The following is a 22,215-nucleotide window of genomic DNA, read 5'->3' as shown; positions in this document are numbered from 1 at the left end:
GAGCGGCTCATGCATCAGCCCTACGTGTTGATCCACCAGGCACGGCCTTCCCACCAGATCCTCCTGCACCAGGCGTGCAACGCCCAGCGCATATTCGACGTGCGCATCACCCTCGACCTCGCCGACCTCGACGCCTGCCTGGCGCGCGAGCGCAAAGTCGACCTGCTGATCCTCGACCATGCGTTGGCCCTGGCCGGCGGTGTTGCCTTGCTCAACCGCATTCAGCACAACCCGTCGCCACGCGCGCTGCTGTTCACCGGCCATCGCAGCTCCCGCCGCCCTGACCTGGCAAAAGAGGCGCGGCGGCGGGGGCTCTGGGTATTGGCCGATCTGCCCTGGCCGTTGCCGGTACAGCGTTGGCAACAGGCGATACAGCGTATTCAAACGGTCACATCGCCCACGCATGCTCAATGAAAGGGCGCGGCGTACCGAACTTTCCGCTGCGCTTGTTGGTCAGTTCCTTCATGTCCCACCACGCAGCGAGTGATCCGGATGGAAAGAATTTGCAGACTGCTTAATGACGCCCTGAGCCCCTACCAGACCCAGCTCGGCCCCGTGGATCCCAGCGGCAACCGCCAATTGATCGTATTCGACAGCCTCGGTGGCACCACCTTGCGCCGAACAGTCAGCTCGCGCCAGTTGCAGGAGCAACGCCTGCTCATCGACTTGGTCGACGGTTTGCATCGTGACCTGCAAATTGCCGAAGGGCGCCTGCAGCCCTGTGTCATTGCAGCGCTGCAACAACGTCAGCAGCCTGCGGGAACCTTTGCCTGAATGGCTTATCAGAGACAGTGACGGCAGCCAGCCAGCACACAGCTCCGGTGATGGCAGGTTGTCGCGGGAAGCCCGACAGGGCTTTCGATTGGCCCCGGACGTCCTCCCCAGCGTTCGGGGTTTCTTTTTACTGCGCTTCGAAGAAGTGCTTGCTCTGTTCCAGGTAATCCGCTTGCAGATCCGCGTCCAGCCACCGCGCATAAAGCGCGGGCAGTGTGCCTTGGCGTAGTGCGGGCAGCAGCTGATCGATATGGGCAACGGCTTCGCGTCCCAGCGGTGAGTTGGTGCAACCCACGTGCAGGAACTGGTAGCGGTTCACGCCTTGTATCGGGTGAAACTGGTAATCAGCCAGCGTCTCACCCTGCTGTTGAATCAGGTAGCGCACCTCCGGCCAGTAGCCGAGCACCAGTTGCAAGCGCCCCAGGCGCTGCATCTGCAGCAGGCTGGCGGTGGCATCGTTGCCGTAGTGGCGGCTGAAAACGGTGTCGGGCAGCTGTCGCAGCATGTCGTCGATCTGCGTGTTGTAGCTGCGTTCGGCGACGATACCGAGTTTAAGCTCCGTGGTGCTCAGCAAACCCTTGAGGTCGACTTGCTGGTCATGCAAAAACGGGGTCAGTAGCGCCTCGCCTTGCTTGCGCACCACCAGGCCACCACTCATCACGCCCAGCGTCGGCTCGGAGAAGTGTACGAACTTCGCGCGCTCCGGCGTCCACAGCAGCGTTGGGTCGCAGGTGAATGTGCTCGGATCCTGCAGCATCTGAATCCCGCGCGCCCGGTTGACCCGGACGATGGCGTGGTCGTATTCGGGCATCTGGCTGATCAGCAGCGGCAACATCTGGTCCACCACGCCCTGGCCTTTTTCCTCACCCTCGAAGATGGTGAACGGCGGCAGATCGCGGACCAGCCAAAGTAGACGCTCCTTGGCCTGGGCCGGCGCGATGGCCATGGCGAGCAGCAGCCCGCACAGCAAGGCCAGCGGGCGCATGGGCGAGGGCAGCCTCAGACCGTGCCCGCCTGGCGCAACCCTGCAATGGCGGCAGCGTCGTAACCCAGAGTGCTCAGCAGGGCATCGGTATGCTCACCCAGCGCCGGGCCGACCCACTCGGTGGAGCCGGGCGTTTCCGACAACTTGGGCACGATGCCCGGCATCTTGAAGGGTTTGCCGTCGGGCAGGCGAGCCTGCAGGAACATTTCGCGGGCCAGGTACTGCGGGTCGTTGAACATGTCTTCTGCCGAATAGATACGGCTGGCCGGCACTTCGGCGGCAGTCAGTACTTGCATCACCTGCTCCAGCGGCAGGCTGTTGGCCCAGCGGTCGATCACCCCGTACAGCTCGTCACGCCTAGCGTCGCGGCCATCGTTGCTACCCAGCGCCGGGTCGTCCGCAAGGTCGTCACGGCCGATGGCCTGCATGAAGCGCTTGAAGATGGCATCGCCGTTGGCACCGATCTGCACATGTTTGCCGTCGGCGCTGGTGTGGATGGAGGAGGGGGTGATGCCGGGCATGATGTTGCCGGTGCGTTCGCGAATGAAGCCGAACACGTCGAACTCCGGGACCATGCTTTCCATCATGGCGAAAATCGCCTCGTACAGCGCCACATCGACGACCTGCCCCTGGCCGCCGTTGACTTCGCGATGACGCAGCGCCATCAGTGCGCCGATCACGCCCCACAATGCGGCGATCGAGTCGCCGATGGAAATGCCGGTACGCACCGGTGGGCGGTCGTCGAAGCCGGTGATGTAACGCAGCCCACCCATCGACTCACCCACGGCGCCGAAGCCCGGTTGGTCTTTCATCGGCCCAGTTTGGCCAAAGCCCGACAGGCGCACCATCACCAGCTTCGGATTGAGGGCATGCAGAACATCCCAGCCAAGGCCGAGTTTTTCCAATACGCCGGGGCGGAAGTTCTCGATGAGGATGTCGGCCTCGGCCAGCAACCGCTTGAGGATCTCGCGGCCTTCGGGATGCTTGAGGTTAAGGGTCAGCGACTGCTTGTTGCGCGCCTGCACGAACCACCACAGTGACGTGCCCTCATACAGCTTGCGCCACTTGCGCAGCGGGTCGCCGCCATCGGGCGACTCGACCTTGACTACCTCGGCCCCAAATTCGGCGCAGATGCGCGAGGCGAACGGGCCGGCGATCAGGGTGCCGAGTTCGATGACTTTGAGGCCGGCGAGGGGTTTGCTGGGCGTAGACATGAGGCATCCGTGGCAACTGGGCAGATCCGTGGTTTTATCATAGGTCGATAACGGCAGATACTGCTGCGGGGCAACGAAGATCAGGATCGGTTAGACTGTGCCACTTTTCTTTACGCAAGAAGCCCGTCGACCATGGCCCAGCCGTCCATCACCTACAAATTCGAACTGAATCTGACCGATCTCGATCGCGGCGTGTACGAAAACGTCCGGCAGACCATTGCCCGTCACCCTTCGGAAACCGAAGAACGCATGGCTGTGCGTATGCTGGCTTATGCGCTGTGGTACAACGAGCAGCTTTCGTTCGGCCGTGGTCTGTCTGACGTGGATGAGGCGGCGCTGTGGGAAAAGAGCCTGGACGATCGCATCCTGCACTGGATCGAAGTCGGCCAACCGGATGCCGACCGCCTGACCTGGTGCTCGCGCCGCACCGAGCGCACCAGCCTGCTGGCCTACGGCAGCTTGCGCGTTTGGGAAACCAAGGTACTGAGTGCGGTCAAGGGCCTGAAGAACCTGAACATCGCTGCGGTGCCGCAGGAAGTCCTGGAAGTCCTGGCCACCGACATGCCGCGCACCATCAAGTGGGATGTGATGATCAGCGAAGGCACCATCTTCGTCACCGACGACCGCGGCCAGCACGAAGTGCAGCTGCAGTGGCTGCTCGGCGAGCGTGGCTGAGCCGACTGACCGATGCGTATCGAACCCCGCCCGCTACCCCCGACTCTGCCATTTCTGGGTAATCTGCCACCCTTGCTGACACGCCTGTACGCCGCCCGTGGCGTGCAGTCCGAGGCCGAGCTGGACAAGAGCCTGACACGGCTGCTGCCGTACCAGCAGCTCAAAGGCATCGATGCAGCGGTCGACCTGCTGGTCCACGCCCTCGACCAGCGCCAGCGCATCCTCATCGTCGGCGACTTCGATGCCGATGGCGCTACTGCCAGTACCGTCGGCATGCTCGGGCTGCGTCTGCTGGGCGCGGCCCACGTCGATTACCTGGTACCCAACCGCTTCGAGTATGGCTATGGGTTGACCCCGGAGATCGTCGAGGTGGCGCTGCAGCGTCAGCCGCACTTGCTGGTCACCGTCGATAACGGCATCTCCAGTGTCGAGGGTGTGGCGGCGGCCAAAGCGGCCGGGCTCAAGGTACTGGTCACCGACCACCACTTGCCGGGCCAGCAACTGCCGGATGCCGATGCCATCGTCAATCCGAACCAGCCGGGCTGCGACTTCCCGAGCAAGTCGCTGGCTGGCGTGGGGGTGATCTTCTACGTGCTCATGGCGTTACGCGCGCGCCTGCGCAGCCTGGGGCGCTATGAAAACCAGGCGCAACCAAACATTGGCGAACTCCTCGACCTGGTAGCCCTGGGCAGCGTCGCTGACGTGGTGCCGCTGGATGCCAACAATCGCATCCTCATACATCAAGGGCTGGAGCGCATCCGCGCAGGCCGTGCGCGGCCGGGGCTGAAGGCGATTCTGGAGGTGGCGCGTCGCGATCACCGGCGCATCACCTCCACCGACCTCGGTTTCATCCTCGGCCCACGGCTCAACGCCGCCGGGCGCCTGGACGACATGAGCCTGGGTATCGAATGCCTGCTGTGCGAGGACGCAGCGCTGGCCCAGGACATGGCCCAGCAGCTGGATGACCTTAACCAGGACCGCAAATCCATCGAACAGGGCATGCAGCGCGAGGCGCTGGCCCAGCTCAAGGACCTGCCGGTCGAATCCATGCCTTATGGCCTTTGCCTGTTCGATGCCGACTGGCACCAAGGCGTGATCGGCATTCTCGCCTCGCGCCTGAAGGAACGCTACCACCGGCCGACCATCGCCTTCGCCGATGCCGGCGATGGCATGCTCAAGGGCTCGGCGCGTTCGGTGCCGGGGTTCCATATTCGCGATGCGCTGGATGCGGTGGCGGCGCGCCATCCGCAGTTGATCAGCAAATTCGGCGGGCATGCCATGGCGGCGGGGTTGTCGTTGCCGGAAGGGAACTTCCCGGCATTTGCCGAGGCGTTCGACGAAGAAGTGCGGCGCCAGTTGCGCGAGGAAGACCTCACCGGGCGCCTTCTGTCGGACGGCAACCTGGCGGTGGAGGAATTTCACCTCGACCTGGCCAAGGCCCTGCGCCACGCCGGGCCTTGGGGCCAGCACTTCCCCGAGCCGCTGTTCCACGGCGTGTTCCAGTTGGTCGAGCAGCGGGTAGTCGGCGAGCGGCACCTGAAGGTTGTGCTCAAGAGCGAATGTGGTTCGATACGCTTGGACGGCATTGCCTTTGGCATCGACCGCGAGGTCTGGCCCAACCCCACCGTGCGTTGGGTGGAGCTGGCCTACAAGCTGGATGTCAACGAGTTTCGCGGCAATGAAAGCGTGCAACTGATGATCGCCCACATCGAGCCGCGTTGAGGGCCGCGCAAATCCCAGGGACCTTCCCGGCTGGCAATCTGGTCTAGTCTGAAGAATGACCGATACCGGGCCAGCGTCGTGCATGAGTGTCCGGGCCGGATCACCATTGGAGTCCTTGGGAGGTGCCCTCATGAGCCTGCTGCTCGAGCCTTACACCCTGCGTCAACTGACGTTGCCCAACCGCATCGCCGTCTCGCCGATGTGCCAGTATTCCGCCGTCGATGGCCTGGCCAACGACTGGCACCTTGTCCATCTGGGTAGTCGCGCCGTGGGGGGCGCCGGTCTGGTTATCACTGAAGCGGTGGCGGTCACCGCCGATGGTCGAATTACCGCAGAGGACCTTGGCCTGTGGGCAGATGAGCAGATCGCACCGCTGCAGCGCATCACTCGCTTCATCACCGCCCAGGGCGCCGTGCCGGGTATCCAGTTGGCCCACGCTGGACGCAAGGCCAGCACCTATCGCCCGTGGCTGGGCAAGCAGGGCAGCGTCAAGCTGGAGGAGGGTGGCTGGCAGCCTGTAGGGCCGTCGAAAATTGCCTTCGACCCGCAGCACACGCCACCGCGTGAATTAAGCTTGGCCGAGATCCAGGACGTGATCGACGCGTTCGTGGCATCGACCGAACGGGCATTGCAGGCCGGCTTCAAAGTTGTCGAGATCCACGCTGCCCATGGCTACCTGCTGCACCAGTTCCTCTCGCCGCTGAGCAACCAGCGCCGTGACGAATACGGCAGTTGCTTCGAAAACCGCATCCGCCTGACCCTGCAAGTGACCGAAGCCGTGCGCAAGGTCTGGCCGCAGGAACTGCCGGTGTTCGTTCGCGTGTCGGCGACCGACTGGGTGGAAGATGGCTGGAACCCGGACGAAACCGTCGAGTTGGCGCGTCGCCTGCGGGCGCTGGGTGTCGACCTGATCGACGTGTCTTCCGGCGGCACTTCGGTGAATGCCGAGATTCCTACCGGCCCCGGCTACCAGACCCGCTTCGCCGAGCGGGTGCGCAAGGAATCGGAAATCGCCACTGGCACGGTAGGCATGATCACCGAGCCGGCGCAGGCCGAGCATATCCTGCGCACCGGGCAGGCCGACTTGATCTTCCTCGCCCGCGAGCTGTTGCGTGACCCTTACTGGCCGCTGCATGCCGATGACGACCTGGGCGGTAACAGGGCGACGTGGCCGGCGCAGTATCAACGGGCGACCAGCCGGGCGAATCCGATACATGAGTCGGATTTGCGGGATTGATGAACCGTCTCAGGTGTAAGCGGCTTTGCTGAGAATATCGCTGACCCATTGATTGATGCTTTTTTCCGCCAGCTCGGCCTTTGCGGCCACGCTGGCGTGAAGGGTGGGCTCCAGACGCAGGCTCAGCTTCCCCGAGTAAGTCTTCTGCGGCTCTCGACCCAGGCGTTTGCAAGTTTCGAGGTAGTCATCTACGGCCTCTTCGAAGGCTTGTCGCAATTCGCTGATCGATTCGCCGTGAAAACCGATCACGTCGCGTATGCCCGCAACATGCCCAATCAACAATTGGTCTTCGTCGCTGTATTCGATTCTTGCGGCATAGCCGCGGTAGGTCATGACATTCATGGTGTTACTCCAGCCTGCTCGAGGAACTGGCGAGCGTCTCGCAATTGATAGGTTTTGGCGTGTCTGTCCGGGTGAGGCCGATGGAACGTGGCAACCGCTCCATTGAGCTCAAAGCGAACTCGCGATCCTCGACCTTCGATGACCTTGGCTCCAGCCGATACCAATAATGATTCCAGACGGATCCACTCCAGGGTCTTGGGGGCTGGTTTTCTGAAAATTGCTTCAAGGGTCGATCGTTGATGATTATTCATGGTATCAGACTATGATACCAGTTGATTTTGACTCAACAGCTTACGTGTAGGACAAAGGGTCAATACTTGAAGGAAAAGTAAGCGGTGTATACCTATGAGAAACATGGGGATTTTGCAATGGCCTCTCCTCAGCACCCTTTGTGAGAGGCCGGTTGGTCACTGCACCCTCAATGCTTGATCATCACATGCCGCACACAGGTGTAATCCTCCAACCCATACATCGAAAGATCCTTCCCATACCCCGAATGCTTCTGCCCGCCGTGGGGCATTTCGCTGACCAGCATGAAGTGGGTGTTGACCCAGGTGCAGCCATACTGCAAGCGCGCCGCGAGGCGGTGAGCGCGGCCGGTGTCGCGGGTCCACACTGAGGAGGCCAGGCCGTACTCCGAGTCGTTGGCCCATTCCAGCGCCTGGGCTTCCTCGGTAAAGCGGGTCACCGACACCACTGGGCCGAACACTTCATGGCGCACGATCTCATCATCCTGTAGCGCATCGGCCAGCACCGTCGGTTCGAAGAAGAAACCGTCCCCCGGTAACGCTTTGCCACCGGTCACCAGGCGAATGTGTGGCTGGGCGATAGCGCGCCCGACCAGGCCGGCCACCTTGTCGCGGTGCTGAGCGCTGATCAGTGGGCCGAGCTCGGTGTCCTCTGCGTCCTGCAGGCCGGTTTTCAGGCTGGCCACGGCTTTGCCGAGGCGCTCGACGAAGCGTTCGTAAACGCCGGCCTGCACATACAGGCGGCAGGCAGCGGTGCAGTCTTGCCCAGCGTTGTAGAAACCGAAGGTGCGGATGCCGTCGATGGCGGCATCGAGGTCGGCATCGTCGAACACCAGCACCGGCGCCTTGCCACCGAGCTCCATGTGCATGCGCTTCACGCTGCCGGCGGTGGCGCCGATGATGTGCGCGCCGGTAGGAATCGAGCCGGTCAGCGAGACCATGCGCACCTTGGGGTGGGTGACCAGCGGGTTGCCGACCGTCTGGCCACGGCCGAAGAGAATGTTGAGCACACCTGCAGGCAGCACGTTCTTGGCCAGCTCGCCGAGGCGCAGAGCGGTCAGCGGGGTCAGTTCGGACGGTTTGATGACCACGGTATTGCCGGCGGCCAAGGCCGGCGCGATCTTCCACGCTAGCATCATCAACGGGTAGTTCCAGGGCGCGATCGAGGCCACCACGCCGAGTGGGTCGCGGCGGATCATCGAGGTGTGCCCAGGCAGGTATTCACCCGCCACCGAGCCACCGAGGCAGCGGGTAGCACCCGCGAAGTAGCGGAACACGTCGGCGATGGCCGGTATCTCGTCGTTCAAGGCCGCGCTGAATGGCTTGCCGCAGTTCTGCGATTCCAGCCTGGCCAGCTCATCGGCATGCGCTTCGATGATGTCGGCCAATGTCAGCAGCGCCAGTGAGCGTTCTTTGGGGCTGGTCTGCGACCAGCTGTCGAAGGCCTGGTCGGCGGCGCGCACGGCGGTATCCACCTGGGCTTCGGTGGCTTCGTTGATCTGCGCCAGGGCACTGCCTTCGGCCGGGTTGAGCACGGTCCAGGTCGGGCCTTCGCCGGCGACCAGGCGACCATTGATCAGCATGTGGGTTTGCATCGGAGGCTCCTTGTGGGTCATTTGCCGCTGCCCGCGACGCTTTCGCCGCCGCGGGTCAGGTAGTAGGCGCCGAGGATCGGCAGCATGGTCACCAGCATCACCAGCATGGCTACCACGTTGGTCACCGGCACGTCGCGCGGGCGGCTGAGCTGGTTGAGCAGCCAGATCGGCAAGGTGCGCTCGTGGCCGGCGGTGAAGGTGGTGACGATGATTTCGTCGAACGACAGGGCAAAGGCCAGCATGCCGCCGGCCAGCAACGCCGAGCCAAGGTTGGGCAGGATGATGTAGCGGAAGGTCTGCCAGCCATCGGCACCCAGGTCCATCGAGGCTTCGATCAGGCTCTGCGAGGTTCGCCGCAGGCGGGCGATCACGTTGTTGTAGACGATCACCACGCAGAAGGTCGCGTGGCCGACCACTATGGTGAACAAGCCGGGTTCGATGCCCAAGGTCTTGAAGGCCGAGAGCAGGGCGATGCCGGTGATGATGCCGGGCAGGGCGATGGGCAGAATCAGCATCAGCGAGATGCTCTCCTTGCCAAAGAAGCTGCGCCGGTACAGCGCCGCCGAGGCCAGTGTGCCGAGCACCAGTGCAATCAGCGTGGCCAGGCAGGCTACCTGCAGTGACAGCTTGATTGCTTCGAGCACGTCCGGGCGGGCAAACGCCACGGCGAACCATTTGAGGGTGAAGCCCTTGGGCGGGAAGCTGAACGCCGCGTCTTCGGTGTTGAAGGCGTACAGGAAGATGATCAGGATCGGGAAGTGCAGGAACAGCAACCCACCCCAGGCCGCCAGGCGCAGGCCCATAGACGCTTTTTCAGAGTGCATCGAAGGCCCCCAGGCGCTTGACGATGGACAGGTACACCGCGATCAGCACGATTGGCACCAGGGTGAAGGCTGCTGCCATCGGCATGTTGCCGATGGCCCCTTGCTGGGCGTAGACCATGCTGCCGATGAAGTACCCCGGTGGGCCGATCAGTTGCGGCACGATGAAGTCGCCCAAAGTAAGTGAGAAGGTGAAGATCGAACCGGCGGCGATGCCTGGTATCGACAACGGCAGGATCACCTGCATGAACGTCTGCCTGGGCCGTGCGCCGAGGTCTGCCGAGGCCTGCAGCAATGAAGGCGGCAGGCGTTCCAGTGCGGCCTGAACCGGCAGGATCATGAACGGTAGCCAGATATACACGAACACCATGAAACGCCCCAGGTGCGAGGTCGACAGCGTGCTGCCGCCCACCCCGGGCACGGTCAGCAGCGCCTGTAGCAGGCCTTCGAGGTGCAACAGTTGAATGAACCACTGGGCCACCCCGCCCTTGGCCAGCAGCAGTGTCCAGGCATAGGTCTTGACGATGTAGCTGGCCCACATCGGCATCATCACGGCGATGTAGAAGAATGCCTTGGTCTTCCCGCTGGTGTAGCGCGCCATGTAGTAAGCGATGGGGAACGCCAGCACGGCGCTGGCCAGCGATACCGCCACGGCCATGGCCAGGGTACGCAGGATGATGTCGAAGTTCGACGGGTTGAACAGCGCGGCGAAGTTGCCAAAGGTCAGCTGCGGGGTGACCGCCATGGTGAAGTCGTCGAACGTGTAGAAACCTTGCCACAGCAGGTTGAGCAGCGAACCCAGGTAGATGGCGCCGAACCAGGTCAGCGGAGGAATCAACAGCATCAGCAGATAGAGGTTGGGGCGGCGGTAGAGCAGATTGGAGATGCTGCGCAACGGGCTCATCTCACTGCCCCTCGGCCAGGACGGTTTCCTTCAGCGCCGTCATCGCCTCGCGCGGCCAGTGCGCCTGCACCCGCTGGCCGGGTAGCCAATCGTGGGGTTGCGCCTGCCAGCGGTCGTTGGCCTGGCTGACCGCCAGCAGCTGGCCGCTGTCCAGTTGCACTTCATAGCGGGTGGCGCTGCCCTGGTACTGGATGTCGCGCAGCAGGCCGCTGATCTGCACGCCGTCGCCGGCTGCGGCTTCGCTCAGCAGGCGGATATGCTCGGGGCGGATGGAGAAGGGCGCGCGGCTGCCGCTGAGGTGTTCGGCCAGGTCGCCGCGAACCACGTTGGAGGTGCCGACGAACTCGGCGACAAAGGTGGTGGCCGGCTTCATGTACAGGTTACGGGGCGTGTCGACCTGTTCGATGCGGCCACGGTTGAACACCGCCACGCGGTCCGACATCGACAGCGCCTCGGTCTGGTCATGGGTGACGAAGATGAAGGTGATGCCAAGTTGGCGCTGCAGCTTTTTCAGCTCGCCCTGCATCTGCTCGCGCAGTTTCAAGTCGAGCGCGCCGAGTGGTTCGTCGAGCAACAATACCCGTGGCCGATTGACCAGGGCGCGCGCCAGGGCCACGCGCTGGCGCTGGCCGCCTGACAGCTGCGCCGGTTTGCGCTCGCCATAACCTGCCAGGGCGACCATGACCAGCGCTTCTTCGGCACGCGCATGGCGTTCGGCCTTGGCCACGCCCTTGACCTTGAGGCCGTAGGCGATGTTGTCGCGCACGTTCATGTGCGGGAACAGTGCGTAGTCCTGGAATACCGTGTTGACGTCACGCTGGTAGGGCGGCACGCCGGCGGCTTCGATGCCGTGTATGCGGATGGAGCCGCTGCTGGGTTGCTCGAAGCCGGCGATCAGGCGCAGGCAGGTGGTCTTGCCTGAGCCGGAGGGGCCGAGCATGGAGAAGAATTCGCCATCGATGATGTCGATGCTGACCTGGTCGACGGCCTTGACCTCGCCGAAGGTGCGGGAAACCTGGGTAAATTGGACTGCTAGGGGCATGGGCGGTACTCAGTAGTTCTTGTGTTGCCTGTACCGCCCGCGATGAGGCCGGTACAGGCTGTCAGCCGACCTCAGCGCCCCCCCATGATCGCAATATAGTCCTGCGTCCAACGGCTATACGGCACGAACTTGCCACCCTGGGCCTGCGGGGTCTTCCAGAAGGCGATCTTGTCGAAGTTGTCGAAGCCATTGATTTTGCAACCTTCGGCGCCGAGCAGCTCACTGCCAGTGCAAGCCGCCGGTACCGCCGGCAGCGAGCCGAACCAGGCCGCCACATCGCCCTGCACCTTCGGCTGCAGCGACCAATCCATCCATTTATAGGCGCAGTTGGGGTGCTTGGCCTCGCTGTGCAGCATGGTGGTGTCGGCCCAGCCTGTGGCGCCTTCTTTCGGAATGGTCGAGGCCACCGGCTGGTTCTCGGCCTTGAGGCCGTTGACCATGTAGCCCCATGAACTGGATGCAACCACGCCTTCATTCTTCACATCGCTCATTTGCACCGTGGCGTCATGCCAGTAGCGGTGGATCAGCGGTTGCTGTTGGCGCAGCAGTTCGAGTACCGCTTTGTACTGGGCTTCGTTCAGCTCGTAGGGGTCCTGAATGCCAAGCTCCGGCTTGGCAGATTTCAGGTACAACGCTGCGTCGGCGATGTAGATCGGCCCGTCATAGGCCTGCACGCGGCCCTTGTTCGGCTTGCCGTCGGGCAGGTTCTGGGGTTCGAACACCACGCTCCAGCTGGTGGGCGCCTGCTTGAAGGTCGTGGTGTTGTACAGCAACACATTTGGCCCCCACTGGTACGGCGTGCCATAGACCTGCTGGTCGACCACATACCAGCCGCCGTTTTGCAGGCGTGGGTCGAGGTTCTTCCAGTTGGGGATCAGGGCGGTGTTGATCGGTTGCACCTTCTTGCCGACGATCAGGCGCAACGAGGCATCGCCGGAGGCGGTGACCAGGTCGTAGCCACCCTTGTTCATCAGGCTGACCATTTCATCGGAGGTGGCCGCAGTCTTGACGCTGACCTTGCAGCCGGTTTCCTTCTCGAAACCCGTGACCCAGTCGTAGGCCTTGTCGCTTTCGCCGCGCTCGATGTAGCCGGGCCAGGCGACGATATCCAGGCGGCCTTCACCGGCGCCCAGCGCCTTGGGCAGCTCGGCAGCCTGCAGGCCGGCGCTGGCCAGCAGTGCGCCGGTCACGGCGCCGAGCAATGCGGTCTTGTGCACTGACATGGTGTTCCCTCTTCTTGGAGATCTTTGAATGTCATAAGCGTAGTGCGCTTGCGCGTTGTCGAGTCTAGTTGGCTTTTGGCCCGCTAACGCAACATCTGGAAGCAAATCCACGGGTGGCCATGAACCCGGCAGGCCTTACTCTGGCCGTTACTTTCCGCAGCGTGGAGACATGCGAATGAACACTCGGGGCCTGCTCGATCAATTGCTCAAATCTGGCCAGGAACTGCTGAACAAACAGGCTGGCGCGGGCAAGTCCGCGCCTGGTGGCAAGGGCCTCGGAGGCCTGCTTTCAGGGGCTGGCGGCGGGGCTCTGGGGGCCGGCGCCATCGGCCTGCTATTGGGCAGCAAGAAAGCCCGCAAGTACGGTGGCAAAGTCATTACCTATGGCGGCCTGGCCGCGCTCGGTGTGCTGGCCTACAAGGCCTACGGCAACTGGCAGGCTCGCCAGGGCGCAGGGCAGGCGATTGAGCCGCAAACCCTCGATCGCCTGCCGCCGGCCCAGGCCGAACTGCATAGCCAGGCGGTATTACGCGCGTTGGTGGCGGCGGCCAAGTCCGATGGCCATATCGACGAGCGCGAGCGCGAGTTGATCGAAGGCGAGTTCACGCGCTTGGACAGCGACCGCGAACTGCAGCACTGGCTTCATACCGAACTGAACAAGCCGCTGGACCCTGCCGAAGTGGCCCGTGCCGCGCAAACCCCGGAGATGGCCGCCGAGATGTACCTGGCCAGCCTGATGATGGTCGATGAGCAGAACTTCATGGAGCGCGCCTACCTGGACGAACTGGCCCGTCAGTTGCGCCTGGACCCGGCATTGCGTCAGGAATTGGAGAACCAGGCCCGACTTGCCGTGGGCCAATAACGCGTAAATGGCCTGTCCATCAGGCAAGGATGCCTGAATACCCTCTATTCAGCCGCAAAAGCGTAGGACGCCTGGGCTATACTTCGGCGATTTTTCCCGCTCGTTGTGAATTCCTGAGGGCTGAATGTGAAGAACTGGACCTTGCGCCAACGGATCCTGGCAAGTTTCGCCGTGATCATCGCCATCATGCTGCTGATGATCGTGGCCGCTTACTCGCGGCTGGTGGCGATCGAAAGTGCCGAGGAGGCCGTGGGTACCGACAGCATTCCCGGGGTCTACTACAGCTCGATGATCCGCAGCGCCTGGGTCGACAGTTACGTCACCAGCCAGCAGCTGGTGGGGCTGTCCGACCATCGCGAAATCACCGCCGCCGACATGGAGCTGTTCAAAAGCTTCGAAGACCGCCTCAAGCAGCATATGGCGAGTTACCAGCAAACCATCCAGGACAAGGATGACCAGGCGCGGTTCGATACCTTCACCCAGATGGAAGAAAACTACATCGATAGCGTTGGGCAGGTACTCGAAGCCTATCGTAGACAGGACTATGCCGAAGCCGAACGGCTCATCAAGGATGTGCTCACTCCGGCCTGGGTGGATGGCCGCAAGCACCTCAACACGGTAATCGAATACAACCGCGAAGCGGCCGACGCTGCCACACACGAAATCGTCAGTGCCGTGAGCACCGCCAAGGGCAGCATGGTCGTCTCGCTGCTGTTGGCGATCGTCGCGGCCGGTATCTGCGGCCTCCTGCTGATGCGCGCCATCACCGCCCCCGTGCAGCGTGTGGTGCATGCCCTCGACAAATTGCGTTCAGGCGACCTGAGCATGCGCCTGAGCCTGGACCGCAAAGACGAATTCGGCGCCATCGAAAGCGGTTTCAACGAGATGGCCGAGGCATTGGCCAACCTGGTGTCGCAGGCCCAGCGCTCGTCGGTACAGGTGACCACTTCGGTCACGGAAATTGCCGCCACCTCCAAGCAGCAGCAGGCCACCGCCACCGAAACCGCGGCCACCACTACCGAAATCGGCGCCACCTCGCGCGAAATTGCCGCCACTTCACGTGATTTGGTGCGCACCATGACCGAAGTCACCAGCGCCGCCGACCAGGCATCGAGCCTGGCCGGCTCCGGCCAGCAGGGCCTGGCGCGCATGGAAGACACCATGCACCAGGTCATGGGCGCCGCCGACCTGGTCAACGCCAAACTGGCGATCCTCAATGAAAAAGCCAGCAACATCACCCAGGTGGTGGTGACCATCGTCAAGGTTGCCGACCAGACTAACCTGTTGTCGCTGAACGCCGCCATCGAGGCAGAAAAAGCCGGTGAATACGGGCGCGGCTTTGCCGTGGTGGCCACCGAAGTGCGCCGCCTGGCAGACCAGACAGCCGTCGCCACCTATGACATCGAACAGATGGTGCGCGAGATCCAGTCTGCGGTCTCGGCCGGCGTCATGGGCATGGACAAGTTCTCCGAAGAAGTGCGCCGTGGCATGTTCGAGGTGCAGCAGGTGGGTGAGCAACTGACCCAGATCATCCATCAGGTACAGGCGCTGGCGCCGCGCGTGCTGATGGTCAACGAAGGCATGCAGGCCCAGGCCACCGGTGCCGAGCAGATCAACCAGGCGCTGGCCCAGCTCAGCGATGCCAGCACACAGACGGTGGAGTCGCTGCGCCAGGCCAGCTTCGCCATCGACGAGTTGAGCCAGGTGGCCGCAGGCCTGCGCGGCGGTGTGTCGCGTTTCAAAGTCTGACGGCCATGACTGACCAGCCTCTTCATCCGGCTGCAGCGGCCAGCGCCAAGGGCACACTGTACCTGCAGTTTCGTCTCAACCAGCAACGCTTCGCCCTCGATGTGCGCGAGGTGGTCGAGGTGCTGCCGCGCCGGCCACTCAAGCCGATCGCCCAGGCGCCGGCCTGGGTCGCCGGCATCGTCGCCCACCGTGGCGTGCTGGTGCCGGTGGTCGACCTGTCGGCCCTGAGCTTCGCCCAGCCAGCAGCCGAGCGCACCAGCACCCGCCTGGTGCTGGTGCGTTACCGAGGCGAACACCAGTTGGGCTTGATCCTCGAACAGGCCACCGAGACCCTGCGCTGCCCCGCCGATGAGTTTCAGCCTTACGGCCTGGACAAAGGCGAAGCGCGCTATCTGGGCCCGGTTCGCCAGGACACCAATGGTCTGATGCAACGCATCGAAGTCGATGACCTGCTGCCCGATGCCGTGCGCGAGCTGCTGTTTCCCCGTGAGCCTGGGCAGGTGCCAGCATGAGCGAGCAACGGTTTTTCCGATTCCTGCAGGAGCGCATCGGTCTGGATGTCGACTCGGTCGGCGTGCCCATGGTCGAGCGTGCCTTGCAACAGCGTTGTGTCGCGGTCAATGCCGTCGACCTGCACGACTACTGGCTGCGCCTGCAGCAATCGGCAGAAGAACAGCAGGCATTGATCGAAGCGGTGATCGTTCCGGAAACCTGGTTTTTCCGCTACCCGGAGTCGTTCACCGCGTTGGTCGGGCTGGCCCAGAAACGCCTGGGCGAATTGGCCGGCGAGCGGCCGCTGCGCTTGCTCAGCCTGCCGTGTTCGACGGGGGAAGAACCTTACTCGTTGGCCATGGCGCTGCTCGACGCGGGCATGAACCCGGCGTCTTTCCACATCGACGGAATCGACATCAGCCCCAACTCGGTGGCCAAGGGCGTGCAGGCAGTTTACGGGCGCAACTCGTTCCGCGGCAGTGAGCTGGCTTTTCGCGAGCGTCACTTCCACGAACTCGATGAAGGCCATGCTCTGGACGCGCGCGTGCGCGAGCAGGTGAGCCTGAGCGTGGGCAACGTGCTTGACCCGGCGCTGGGCGGGCGCAACGGTTACTACGACTTCGTGTTCTGTCGCAACCTGCTGATTTACTTCGATGTGCCAACGCAGCAGCGGGTCTTCGAGGTGCTCAAGGGCCTTACCCACGAAACCGGCGTCCTGTTCATCGGCCCGGCCGAGGGCAGTCTGCTGGCTAGGCTGGGCATGCGGCCGTTGGGCATAGCCCAGTCGTTTGCCTATGTTCGCCAGCCGGCTGATGCACCGGCACCGCCCGACATTCCACGGCGTAGCCCATCGGCGCCCGTTACCATCCCGCCGAGCCGGCCTGTGCCCGCACCGGCTTCGCGTCCTGCGCGAGCGGCCCCGGTTAGCGCACCTGCAACGGCACAGCGCGAAAGCGAAAGCGCCCTGCTGGCCAGCATCGCCAGCCAGGCCAATGCTGGCGAAAGCGCTCAGGCGCGCGCCAGTTGCCAACGTTACCTGCAGCAATTCGCACCCAAGGCCCAGGTGTATTACTGGCTGGGACTGCTCAGCGATACCGAAGGCGATGCCCGGCAGGCGCTGACGCATTACCGCAAGGCCCTGTACCTGGAGCCTCAGCATCCTGAAGCGCTGTTGCACCTGGCCATGCTGCTGGCGGCCCAGGGCGACGAAGCCGGTGCTCGCCGCTTGCAGCAACGCGCGGCACGCGCAGGTCGGGAGTCTGAACGATGAACGTCGAACATGCGATCGAGCTGCTCGCTCAACACGATATGCACATCGATGATTGCTGGAACCGTATCGGCGTGCATGGTGACAAGCAGTGCCCGCTGCTGGAGCGGCATATCCATTGCCGCAACTGTGACGTCTACGCTGCAGCAGCGACCCGGCTGCTCGACCGCTACGCGCTGGTTCAGGAAGATCATGTTCACCAAGCGGCAGCACCTGAGGCCAATGTAGGGCGTTCGTTGCTGTTGTTCCGTCTCGGGGAGGAGTGGCTGGCGCTGGCGACTGCCTGCCTGGCCGAGATTGCCCCGGTGCAGTCGGTGCACTCCTTGCCCCATCAACGTTCCCGGGTGATGCAAGGCGTGGCCAACGTGCGGGGCGCCCTGGTGCCGTGCCTGTCGCTGAGCGAGCTGTTGGGAATGAGCGCGGCCTCCGGGCAGACGCAGGGCGGCCGGGCGATGCCGCGTCTGTTGATTCTCGCGGCGGCTGGCGGGCCGGTGGTGCTGGCCGTGGACGAGATCGACGGTATTCATCGTCTCGATCCCGCCCTGCTCGGTGCTGCGCAAGATACCGCACCCTTCACCGCTGCCGTGCTGCAGTGGCGCGGGCGAAGCGTGCGGGTGCTGGACGATCAACAATTACTGTCTGCCGTGCAGCGGAGCCTGTCATGACCCCTGAGCAAATGCGCGACGCATCGTTGCTCGAACTGTTCAGCCTGGAAGCCGAAGCCCAGACTCAGGTGCTCAGCACCGGGCTCATAGCGCTGGAGCGCAACCCCACCCAGGCCGATCACCTGGAAGCCTGCATGCGCGCAGCGCACTCCCTGAAAGGCGCTGCACGGATCGTCGGCCTCGATGCCGGGGTCAGCGTGGCCCATGTGATGGAAGACTGCCTGGTAGCCGCGCAGGAAGGCCGCTTGCTACTGCGTGCCGATCACATCGATGCGTTGCTGCGCGGCACTGATCTGTTGCTGCATATTGCTACACCCGGGGATCCGGCAGGTGAAGCGGCAGTGCCAGCGTTCCTGGCGCAGATGGCTGGCCTGCTCGACCCCGGTGCCGCGTCTGTCCCAGCAGCGCTAGCGCCGCCGCCCGTCGTGCCCGTGGTCGAGCCAGTGCTCAGCGAGCCTGAGCCCGAGCCGGAGGTGCAAACACCGCGCAAGGCCGGCAAGCGCGGCGGTGAAGGCGGCGAGCGGGTCTTGCGGGTGACCGCCGACCGCCTCAACAGCCTGCTCGACCTGTCGAGCAAGTCGCTGGTCGAGACCCAGCGCCTCAAACCGTATCTGGCCACCCTGCAGCGCCTTAAACGCATGCATGGCCAAGGCATGCGCGCCCTCGATGGCCTGAAGACGCAATTGGAAGACAGTGGCCAGAGCCTGGAAGTGCTCGACGCTTTGGCCCAGACCCAACGGCTGCTGGTGGAAACCCAGCAGATCCTGCAGCAGCAGGCTGCCGACCTCGACGAATTCGGCTGGCAGGCCAGCCAGCGCGCCCAGTTGCTCTACGACACGGCGTTGGCCTGCCGCATGCGCCCGTTTGCCGATGTGCTCACTGGCCAGAGCCGTATGGTCCGTGACCTGGGGCGTTCGCTGGATAAGCAGGTGCGACTGCAGATCGACGGCGACAAGACCCAGGTCGACCGCGACGTGCTGGAAAAGCTCGAAGCGCCCCTCACCCATTTGCTGCGCAACGCGGTCGACCATGGCATCGAATTGCCCGGGCAACGCGTGCTGGCGGGCAAGCCGGAGGAGGGCACAATCCGCCTGCGCGCCTCGCATCAGGCTGGCATGTTGATCCTCGAACTGAGCGATGACGGCGCGGGTATCGACCTTGAGCGACTGCGCCGCAGTATCGTCCAGCGCGGCCTGTCGCCGGCTGAAACCGTGGCGCAAATGAGCGAGGCAGAGCTGCTGACCTTCCTGTTCCTACCGGGCTTCAGCATGCGCGACAAGGTGACCGAGGTTTCCGGCCGCGGCGTTGGCCTGGATGCCGTGCAGCATATGGTCCGTGACTTGCGCGGCTCGATCGAGCTGACTCAGCAGGCCGGCCAGGGTTGCTGCTTCCACCTGGAAGTGCCGCTGACCCTGTCGGTGGTGCGCAGCCTGGTGGTGGAAGTGGGCGGTGAAGCCTATGCGTTTCCGCTGGCGCATATCGAGCGCACCCTGGAGGTGACCGCCGAGCAGATCGTGCAGATCGAAGGGCGTCAGCATTTCTGGCACGAAGGCCGGCATATCGGCCTGGTCGCGGCCAGCCAGCTGCTCAATCGGCCGACCGCGCCAGGCAATGAAAGCAGTTTGCGGGTGGTGGTGATTCGCGAGCGCGAACAGCTGTACGGCGTGGCCGTGGAGCGCCTGATCGGCGAGCGGGTGCTGGTGGTGATGCCGCTCGATCCGCGCCTGGGCAAGGTTCAGGACATTTCTGCCGGGGCGCTGCTGGACGACGGCTCGGTGGTGCTGATCGTCGACGTCGAAGACCTGCTGCGCTCGGTCGAGAAGCTGCTCAGCACCGGCCGCCTGGAACGTATCGAACGCGGCGTGCAGGGCGGTCGTGGGGCCAGCCGCAAGCGCATCCTGGTGGTCGACGATTCGCTCACCGTACGCGAACTGCAACGTAAGCTGCTGAGCAATCGTGGCTTTGAAGTGGCCGTGGCAGTCGATGGCATGGACGGCTGGAACGCGCTGCGCAGTGAAGACTTCGACATGCTTATCACCGACATCGACATGCCGCGCATGGACGGCATCGAGCTGGTCACTCTTGTACGCCGCGACCAGCGTTTGCAATCACTGCCGGTCATGGTGGTGTCGTACAAGGACCGTGAGGAAGATCGACGGCGTGGCCTGGACGCTGGCGCCGACTACTATTTGGCAAAGGCCAGCTTCCATGATGATGCGTTGCTGGATGCCGTGGTAGAACTGATCGGAGATGCTCAGGGATGAAGATCGCCATCGTCAACGATATGCCCATGGCGGTAGAGGCTCTACGCCGGGCCTTGGCCTTCGAGCCGGCGCACGAGGTGATCTGGGTGGCCGGCAATGGCGCCGAGGCCGTGCGCCAGTGTGCCGAGGCCACGCCCGACCTGATTCTCATGGACCTGATCATGCCGGTAATGGATGGCGTCGAGGCGACCCGGCGGATCATGGCCGAGACGCCGTGCGCCATCGTCATCGTCACGGTCGACCGCAAGCAGAACGTGCACCGGGTGTTCGAGGCGATGGGGCATGGCGCGTTGGATGTGGTCGATACCCCGGCCCTGGGCGCCGGTGATGCGCGCGAGGCAGCGGCGCCGCTGCTGCGCAAGATCCTCAATATCAGCTGGTTGATCGGCCAGCAGCGGCCCAGCGCGACCAAGCCGGTCGCGGCGCCGTTGCGCGATGCTGCGCAGCGCAAAGGCCTGGTGGCGATCGGCTCGTCGGCGGGCGGGCCAGCGGCGCTGGAGGTGTTGCTCAAAGGCTTGCCCAAGGCGTTTCCGGCGTCCATCGTGCTGGTCCAGCATGTCGACCAGGTATTCGCCGCCGGCATGGCCGAGTGGCTCGCCAGCGCCAGTGGGCTGCCGGTGCGCCTGGCCCGGGAAGGCGAGCCGCCGCAACCTGGGCAGGTGCTTCTGGCGGGTACCAACCACCATATCCGGCTGCTGCAAAACGGCCAGTTGGCCTACACTGCCGAACCTGTCAACGAAATCTACCGGCCCTCGATCGATGTGTTTTTCGAGAGCGTGGCGCGCTATTGGCGCGGCGATGCGGTGGGCGTGCTGCTCACCGGCATGGGCCGCGATGGCGCCCAGGGCCTGAAACTGATGCGCCAGCAGGGCTTTCTGACCATTGCTCAGGACCAGTCCAGCAGCGCAGTCTACGGCATGCCCAAGGCCGCCGCGGCAATCGACGCGGCGGTGGAAATCCGTCCGCTGGAGCGAATCGCCGGGCGTTTGATGGAACTCTTTGCAAAATGACGCTATGTAACGAATCACCCCGCCCATGCGGCAGTGATCAGGTGAAAACGAATGACTGATCTACCGATCGAAGGTTTTGCGACCGCCAATGAAAATTCGGCCATGGTCTTGCTGGTCGACGATCAGGCGATGATCGGCGAAGCGGTGCGCCGTGGCCTGGCCCACGAGGAGAACATCGACTTCCACTTCTGCGCCGACCCGCACCAGGCCGTGGCCCAGGCCATGCGCATCAAGCCAACGGTAATCTTGCAGGACCTGATCATGCCCGGCCTGGACGGCCTCACCCTGGTGCGCGAGTACCGCAACAACCCGGCCACCCAGGACATCCCGATCATCGTCCTGTCGACCAAGGAAGATCCACTGGTCAAGAGCGCGGCCTTCGCCGCCGGGGCCAACGACTACCTGGTCAAGCTGCCGGACACCATCGAGCTGGTCGCACGCATCCGCTACCACTCGCGTTCGTACCTGACCTTGCTGCAGCGCGATGAAGCCTATCGCGCGTTGCGTGTCAGCCAGCAGCAATTGCTCGACACCAACCTGATGCTACAGCGGCTGATGAACTCCGACGGCCTTACCGGGCTGTCCAACCGCCGCCACTTCGACGAGTACCTGGAGCTGGAATGGCGCCGGGCCATGCGCGAACAGCAGCAATTGTCGCTACTGATGATCGATGTGGACTACTTCAAGGTCTACAACGACAGCTTCGGTCATCTGGCCGGCGACGAGGCCTTGCGCCAGGTGGCCGAGTGCATTCGCGGCTCCTGCCAGCGACCCACCGACCTCCCTGCACGCTACGGGGGCGAGGAGTTCGCCCTGGTGCTGCCCAACACCTCGCCGGGTGGCGCGCGGCTGGTAGCCGAAAAACTGCGTCAGTCAGTGCATGGGCTGAATATTCCGCATACCGCGCCGCAGGATGATTCGCGCCTGACCGTGAGCATTGGCCTGGCGACGCAGACGCCAGCTGTGGGCAGCCACTGCCGGCAGCTCATTTCTGCGGCTGACAAGGGGTTGTACCTGGCCAAGAACAGCGGGCGTAATCAGGTTGGTATCGCCTGAGGCAGAAGCGGCTGCCCAACGGGCTGCCGCTGCTCCCTGGATCGGTTATACTCGCGGGCTTTTCACCG

Annotated in this window: 22 protein-coding genes; 13 read left to right on the top strand and 9 right to left on the bottom strand. The window is 63.6% G+C overall.

What is annotated here, in order from left to right; translation table 11 throughout:
* Positions 1-9 precede the first annotated feature (9 nt).
* Positions 10-414 carry a histidine kinase gene (locus tag ACIQUF_RS09160; protein WP_403130777.1) on the top strand — a complete coding sequence of 135 codons (405 nt, stop codon included), beginning with the start codon at positions 10-12 and terminating at the stop codon, positions 412-414.
* A gap of 78 nt (positions 415-492) precedes the next feature.
* Entirely contained in the window at positions 493-774 is a 282-nt protein-coding gene (locus ACIQUF_RS09155) for a DUF3509 domain-containing protein (RefSeq protein ID WP_403130775.1), read from the top strand.
* A 127-nt stretch (positions 775-901) separates the two neighbouring features.
* Here ACIQUF_RS09155 and ACIQUF_RS09150 read toward each other — a convergent pair whose 3' ends face one another.
* Together ACIQUF_RS09150 and ACIQUF_RS09145 are read right to left on the bottom strand one after the other, a co-directional pair.
* The gene (locus ACIQUF_RS09150; RefSeq protein WP_403130773.1) at positions 902-1,759 is read right to left on the bottom strand and encodes a TIGR02285 family protein; all 858 of its coding nucleotides are present in this window, start codon (positions 1,757-1,759) and stop codon (positions 902-904) included.
* Positions 1,760-1,773: 14 nt separating this feature from the next.
* Positions 1,774-2,973, bottom strand: a complete 1,200-nt coding sequence (locus tag ACIQUF_RS09145; RefSeq protein WP_403130770.1) for a CaiB/BaiF CoA transferase family protein — start codon at positions 2,971-2,973, stop codon at positions 1,774-1,776.
* A 132-nt stretch (positions 2,974-3,105) separates the two neighbouring features.
* On the opposite strand from ACIQUF_RS09145, the gene ACIQUF_RS09140 reads away from it, so the two are divergent.
* From ACIQUF_RS09140 to ACIQUF_RS09130, 3 genes are all read left to right on the top strand, one after another.
* A complete protein-coding gene (locus tag ACIQUF_RS09140) occupies positions 3,106-3,648 on the top strand; it encodes a YaeQ family protein (RefSeq protein WP_403130767.1) in 543 nt (180 codons plus the stop codon).
* Positions 3,649-3,660: 12 nt separating this feature from the next.
* Positions 3,661-5,370 (top strand): single-stranded-DNA-specific exonuclease RecJ, encoded by a 1,710-nt coding sequence (recJ, locus tag ACIQUF_RS09135; protein WP_403130764.1) that lies wholly within the window; start codon positions 3,661-3,663, stop codon positions 5,368-5,370.
* A gap of 130 nt (positions 5,371-5,500) precedes the next feature.
* On the top strand, positions 5,501-6,607 hold the full coding sequence (locus tag ACIQUF_RS09130; RefSeq protein ID WP_403130763.1) for an NADH:flavin oxidoreductase/NADH oxidase: 1,107 nt from the start codon (positions 5,501-5,503) through the stop codon (positions 6,605-6,607).
* A 9-nt stretch (positions 6,608-6,616) separates the two neighbouring features.
* Here the strand turns inward: ACIQUF_RS09130 and ACIQUF_RS09125 are convergent, their stop codons facing one another.
* From ACIQUF_RS09125 to ydcS, 7 genes are all read right to left on the bottom strand, one after another.
* Complete coding sequence (locus ACIQUF_RS09125; RefSeq protein WP_403130760.1) at positions 6,617-6,949, bottom strand: type II toxin-antitoxin system HicB family antitoxin; 333 nt, start codon at positions 6,947-6,949, stop codon at positions 6,617-6,619.
* Positions 6,946-7,200 carry a type II toxin-antitoxin system HicA family toxin gene (locus ACIQUF_RS09120; protein WP_403130757.1) on the bottom strand — a complete coding sequence of 85 codons (255 nt, stop codon included), beginning with the start codon at positions 7,198-7,200 and terminating at the stop codon, positions 6,946-6,948. Before ACIQUF_RS09120 ends, ACIQUF_RS09125 begins: the two co-directional genes overlap by 4 nt.
* A gap of 167 nt (positions 7,201-7,367) precedes the next feature.
* Complete coding sequence (locus ACIQUF_RS09115) at positions 7,368-8,792, bottom strand: gamma-aminobutyraldehyde dehydrogenase (RefSeq protein ID WP_403130754.1); 1,425 nt, start codon at positions 8,790-8,792, stop codon at positions 7,368-7,370.
* A 17-nt stretch (positions 8,793-8,809) separates the two neighbouring features.
* Entirely contained in the window at positions 8,810-9,616 is an 807-nt protein-coding gene (locus tag ACIQUF_RS09110) for an ABC transporter permease (RefSeq protein ID WP_403130751.1), read from the bottom strand.
* The gene (locus tag ACIQUF_RS09105; protein ID WP_403130750.1) at positions 9,606-10,517 is read right to left on the bottom strand and encodes an ABC transporter permease; all 912 of its coding nucleotides are present in this window, start codon (positions 10,515-10,517) and stop codon (positions 9,606-9,608) included. Before ACIQUF_RS09105 ends, ACIQUF_RS09110 begins: the two co-directional genes overlap by 11 nt.
* Before the next feature lies 1 nt (position 10,518).
* Positions 10,519-11,559, bottom strand: a complete 1,041-nt coding sequence (locus tag ACIQUF_RS09100; RefSeq protein ID WP_403130747.1) for an ABC transporter ATP-binding protein — start codon at positions 11,557-11,559, stop codon at positions 10,519-10,521.
* 71 nt (positions 11,560-11,630) lie between these two features.
* Complete coding sequence (ydcS, locus tag ACIQUF_RS09095) at positions 11,631-12,782, bottom strand: putative ABC transporter substrate-binding protein YdcS (protein WP_403130744.1); 1,152 nt, start codon at positions 12,780-12,782, stop codon at positions 11,631-11,633.
* Positions 12,783-12,957: 175 nt separating this feature from the next.
* Here ydcS and ACIQUF_RS09090 point away from each other — a divergent pair, with 175 nt between their 5' ends.
* From ACIQUF_RS09090 to wspR, 8 genes are all read left to right on the top strand, one after another.
* Positions 12,958-13,644, top strand: a complete 687-nt coding sequence (locus ACIQUF_RS09090) for a tellurite resistance TerB family protein (protein WP_403130741.1) — start codon at positions 12,958-12,960, stop codon at positions 13,642-13,644.
* 126 nt (positions 13,645-13,770) lie between these two features.
* On the top strand, positions 13,771-15,393 hold the full coding sequence (locus ACIQUF_RS09085; RefSeq protein WP_403130739.1) for a methyl-accepting chemotaxis protein: 1,623 nt from the start codon (positions 13,771-13,773) through the stop codon (positions 15,391-15,393).
* A gap of 5 nt (positions 15,394-15,398) precedes the next feature.
* On the top strand, positions 15,399-15,905 hold the full coding sequence (locus ACIQUF_RS09080) for a chemotaxis protein CheW (protein ID WP_403130736.1): 507 nt from the start codon (positions 15,399-15,401) through the stop codon (positions 15,903-15,905).
* Positions 15,902-17,155 (top strand): CheR family methyltransferase, encoded by a 1,254-nt coding sequence (locus ACIQUF_RS09075; protein ID WP_403130734.1) that lies wholly within the window; start codon positions 15,902-15,904, stop codon positions 17,153-17,155. Before ACIQUF_RS09080 ends, ACIQUF_RS09075 begins: the two co-directional genes overlap by 4 nt.
* Positions 17,152-17,817 carry a chemotaxis protein CheW gene (locus tag ACIQUF_RS09070; RefSeq protein WP_403130731.1) on the top strand — a complete coding sequence of 222 codons (666 nt, stop codon included), beginning with the start codon at positions 17,152-17,154 and terminating at the stop codon, positions 17,815-17,817. Before ACIQUF_RS09075 ends, ACIQUF_RS09070 begins: the two co-directional genes overlap by 4 nt.
* Entirely contained in the window at positions 17,814-20,081 is a 2,268-nt protein-coding gene (locus tag ACIQUF_RS09065; RefSeq protein ID WP_403130728.1) for a hybrid sensor histidine kinase/response regulator, read from the top strand. Before ACIQUF_RS09070 ends, ACIQUF_RS09065 begins: the two co-directional genes overlap by 4 nt.
* A complete protein-coding gene (locus ACIQUF_RS09060; protein ID WP_403130726.1) occupies positions 20,078-21,091 on the top strand; it encodes a chemotaxis response regulator protein-glutamate methylesterase in 1,014 nt (337 codons plus the stop codon). The genes ACIQUF_RS09065 and ACIQUF_RS09060 overlap by 4 nt, the downstream gene beginning before the upstream one ends.
* A gap of 51 nt (positions 21,092-21,142) precedes the next feature.
* Positions 21,143-22,147 (top strand): Wsp signal transduction system regulator diguanylate cyclase WspR, encoded by a 1,005-nt coding sequence (gene wspR, locus ACIQUF_RS09055; protein WP_403130723.1) that lies wholly within the window; start codon positions 21,143-21,145, stop codon positions 22,145-22,147.
* Positions 22,148-22,215 lie beyond the last annotated feature (68 nt).

This window comes from Pseudomonas sp. NPDC090233, assembly GCF_044772285.1.
Classification (GTDB): Bacteria; Pseudomonadota; Gammaproteobacteria; order Pseudomonadales; family Pseudomonadaceae; genus Aquipseudomonas.
The sequence above is the reverse complement of the archived record's forward strand: the minus strand, read 5'-3'. Positions and strand labels throughout refer to the sequence as shown.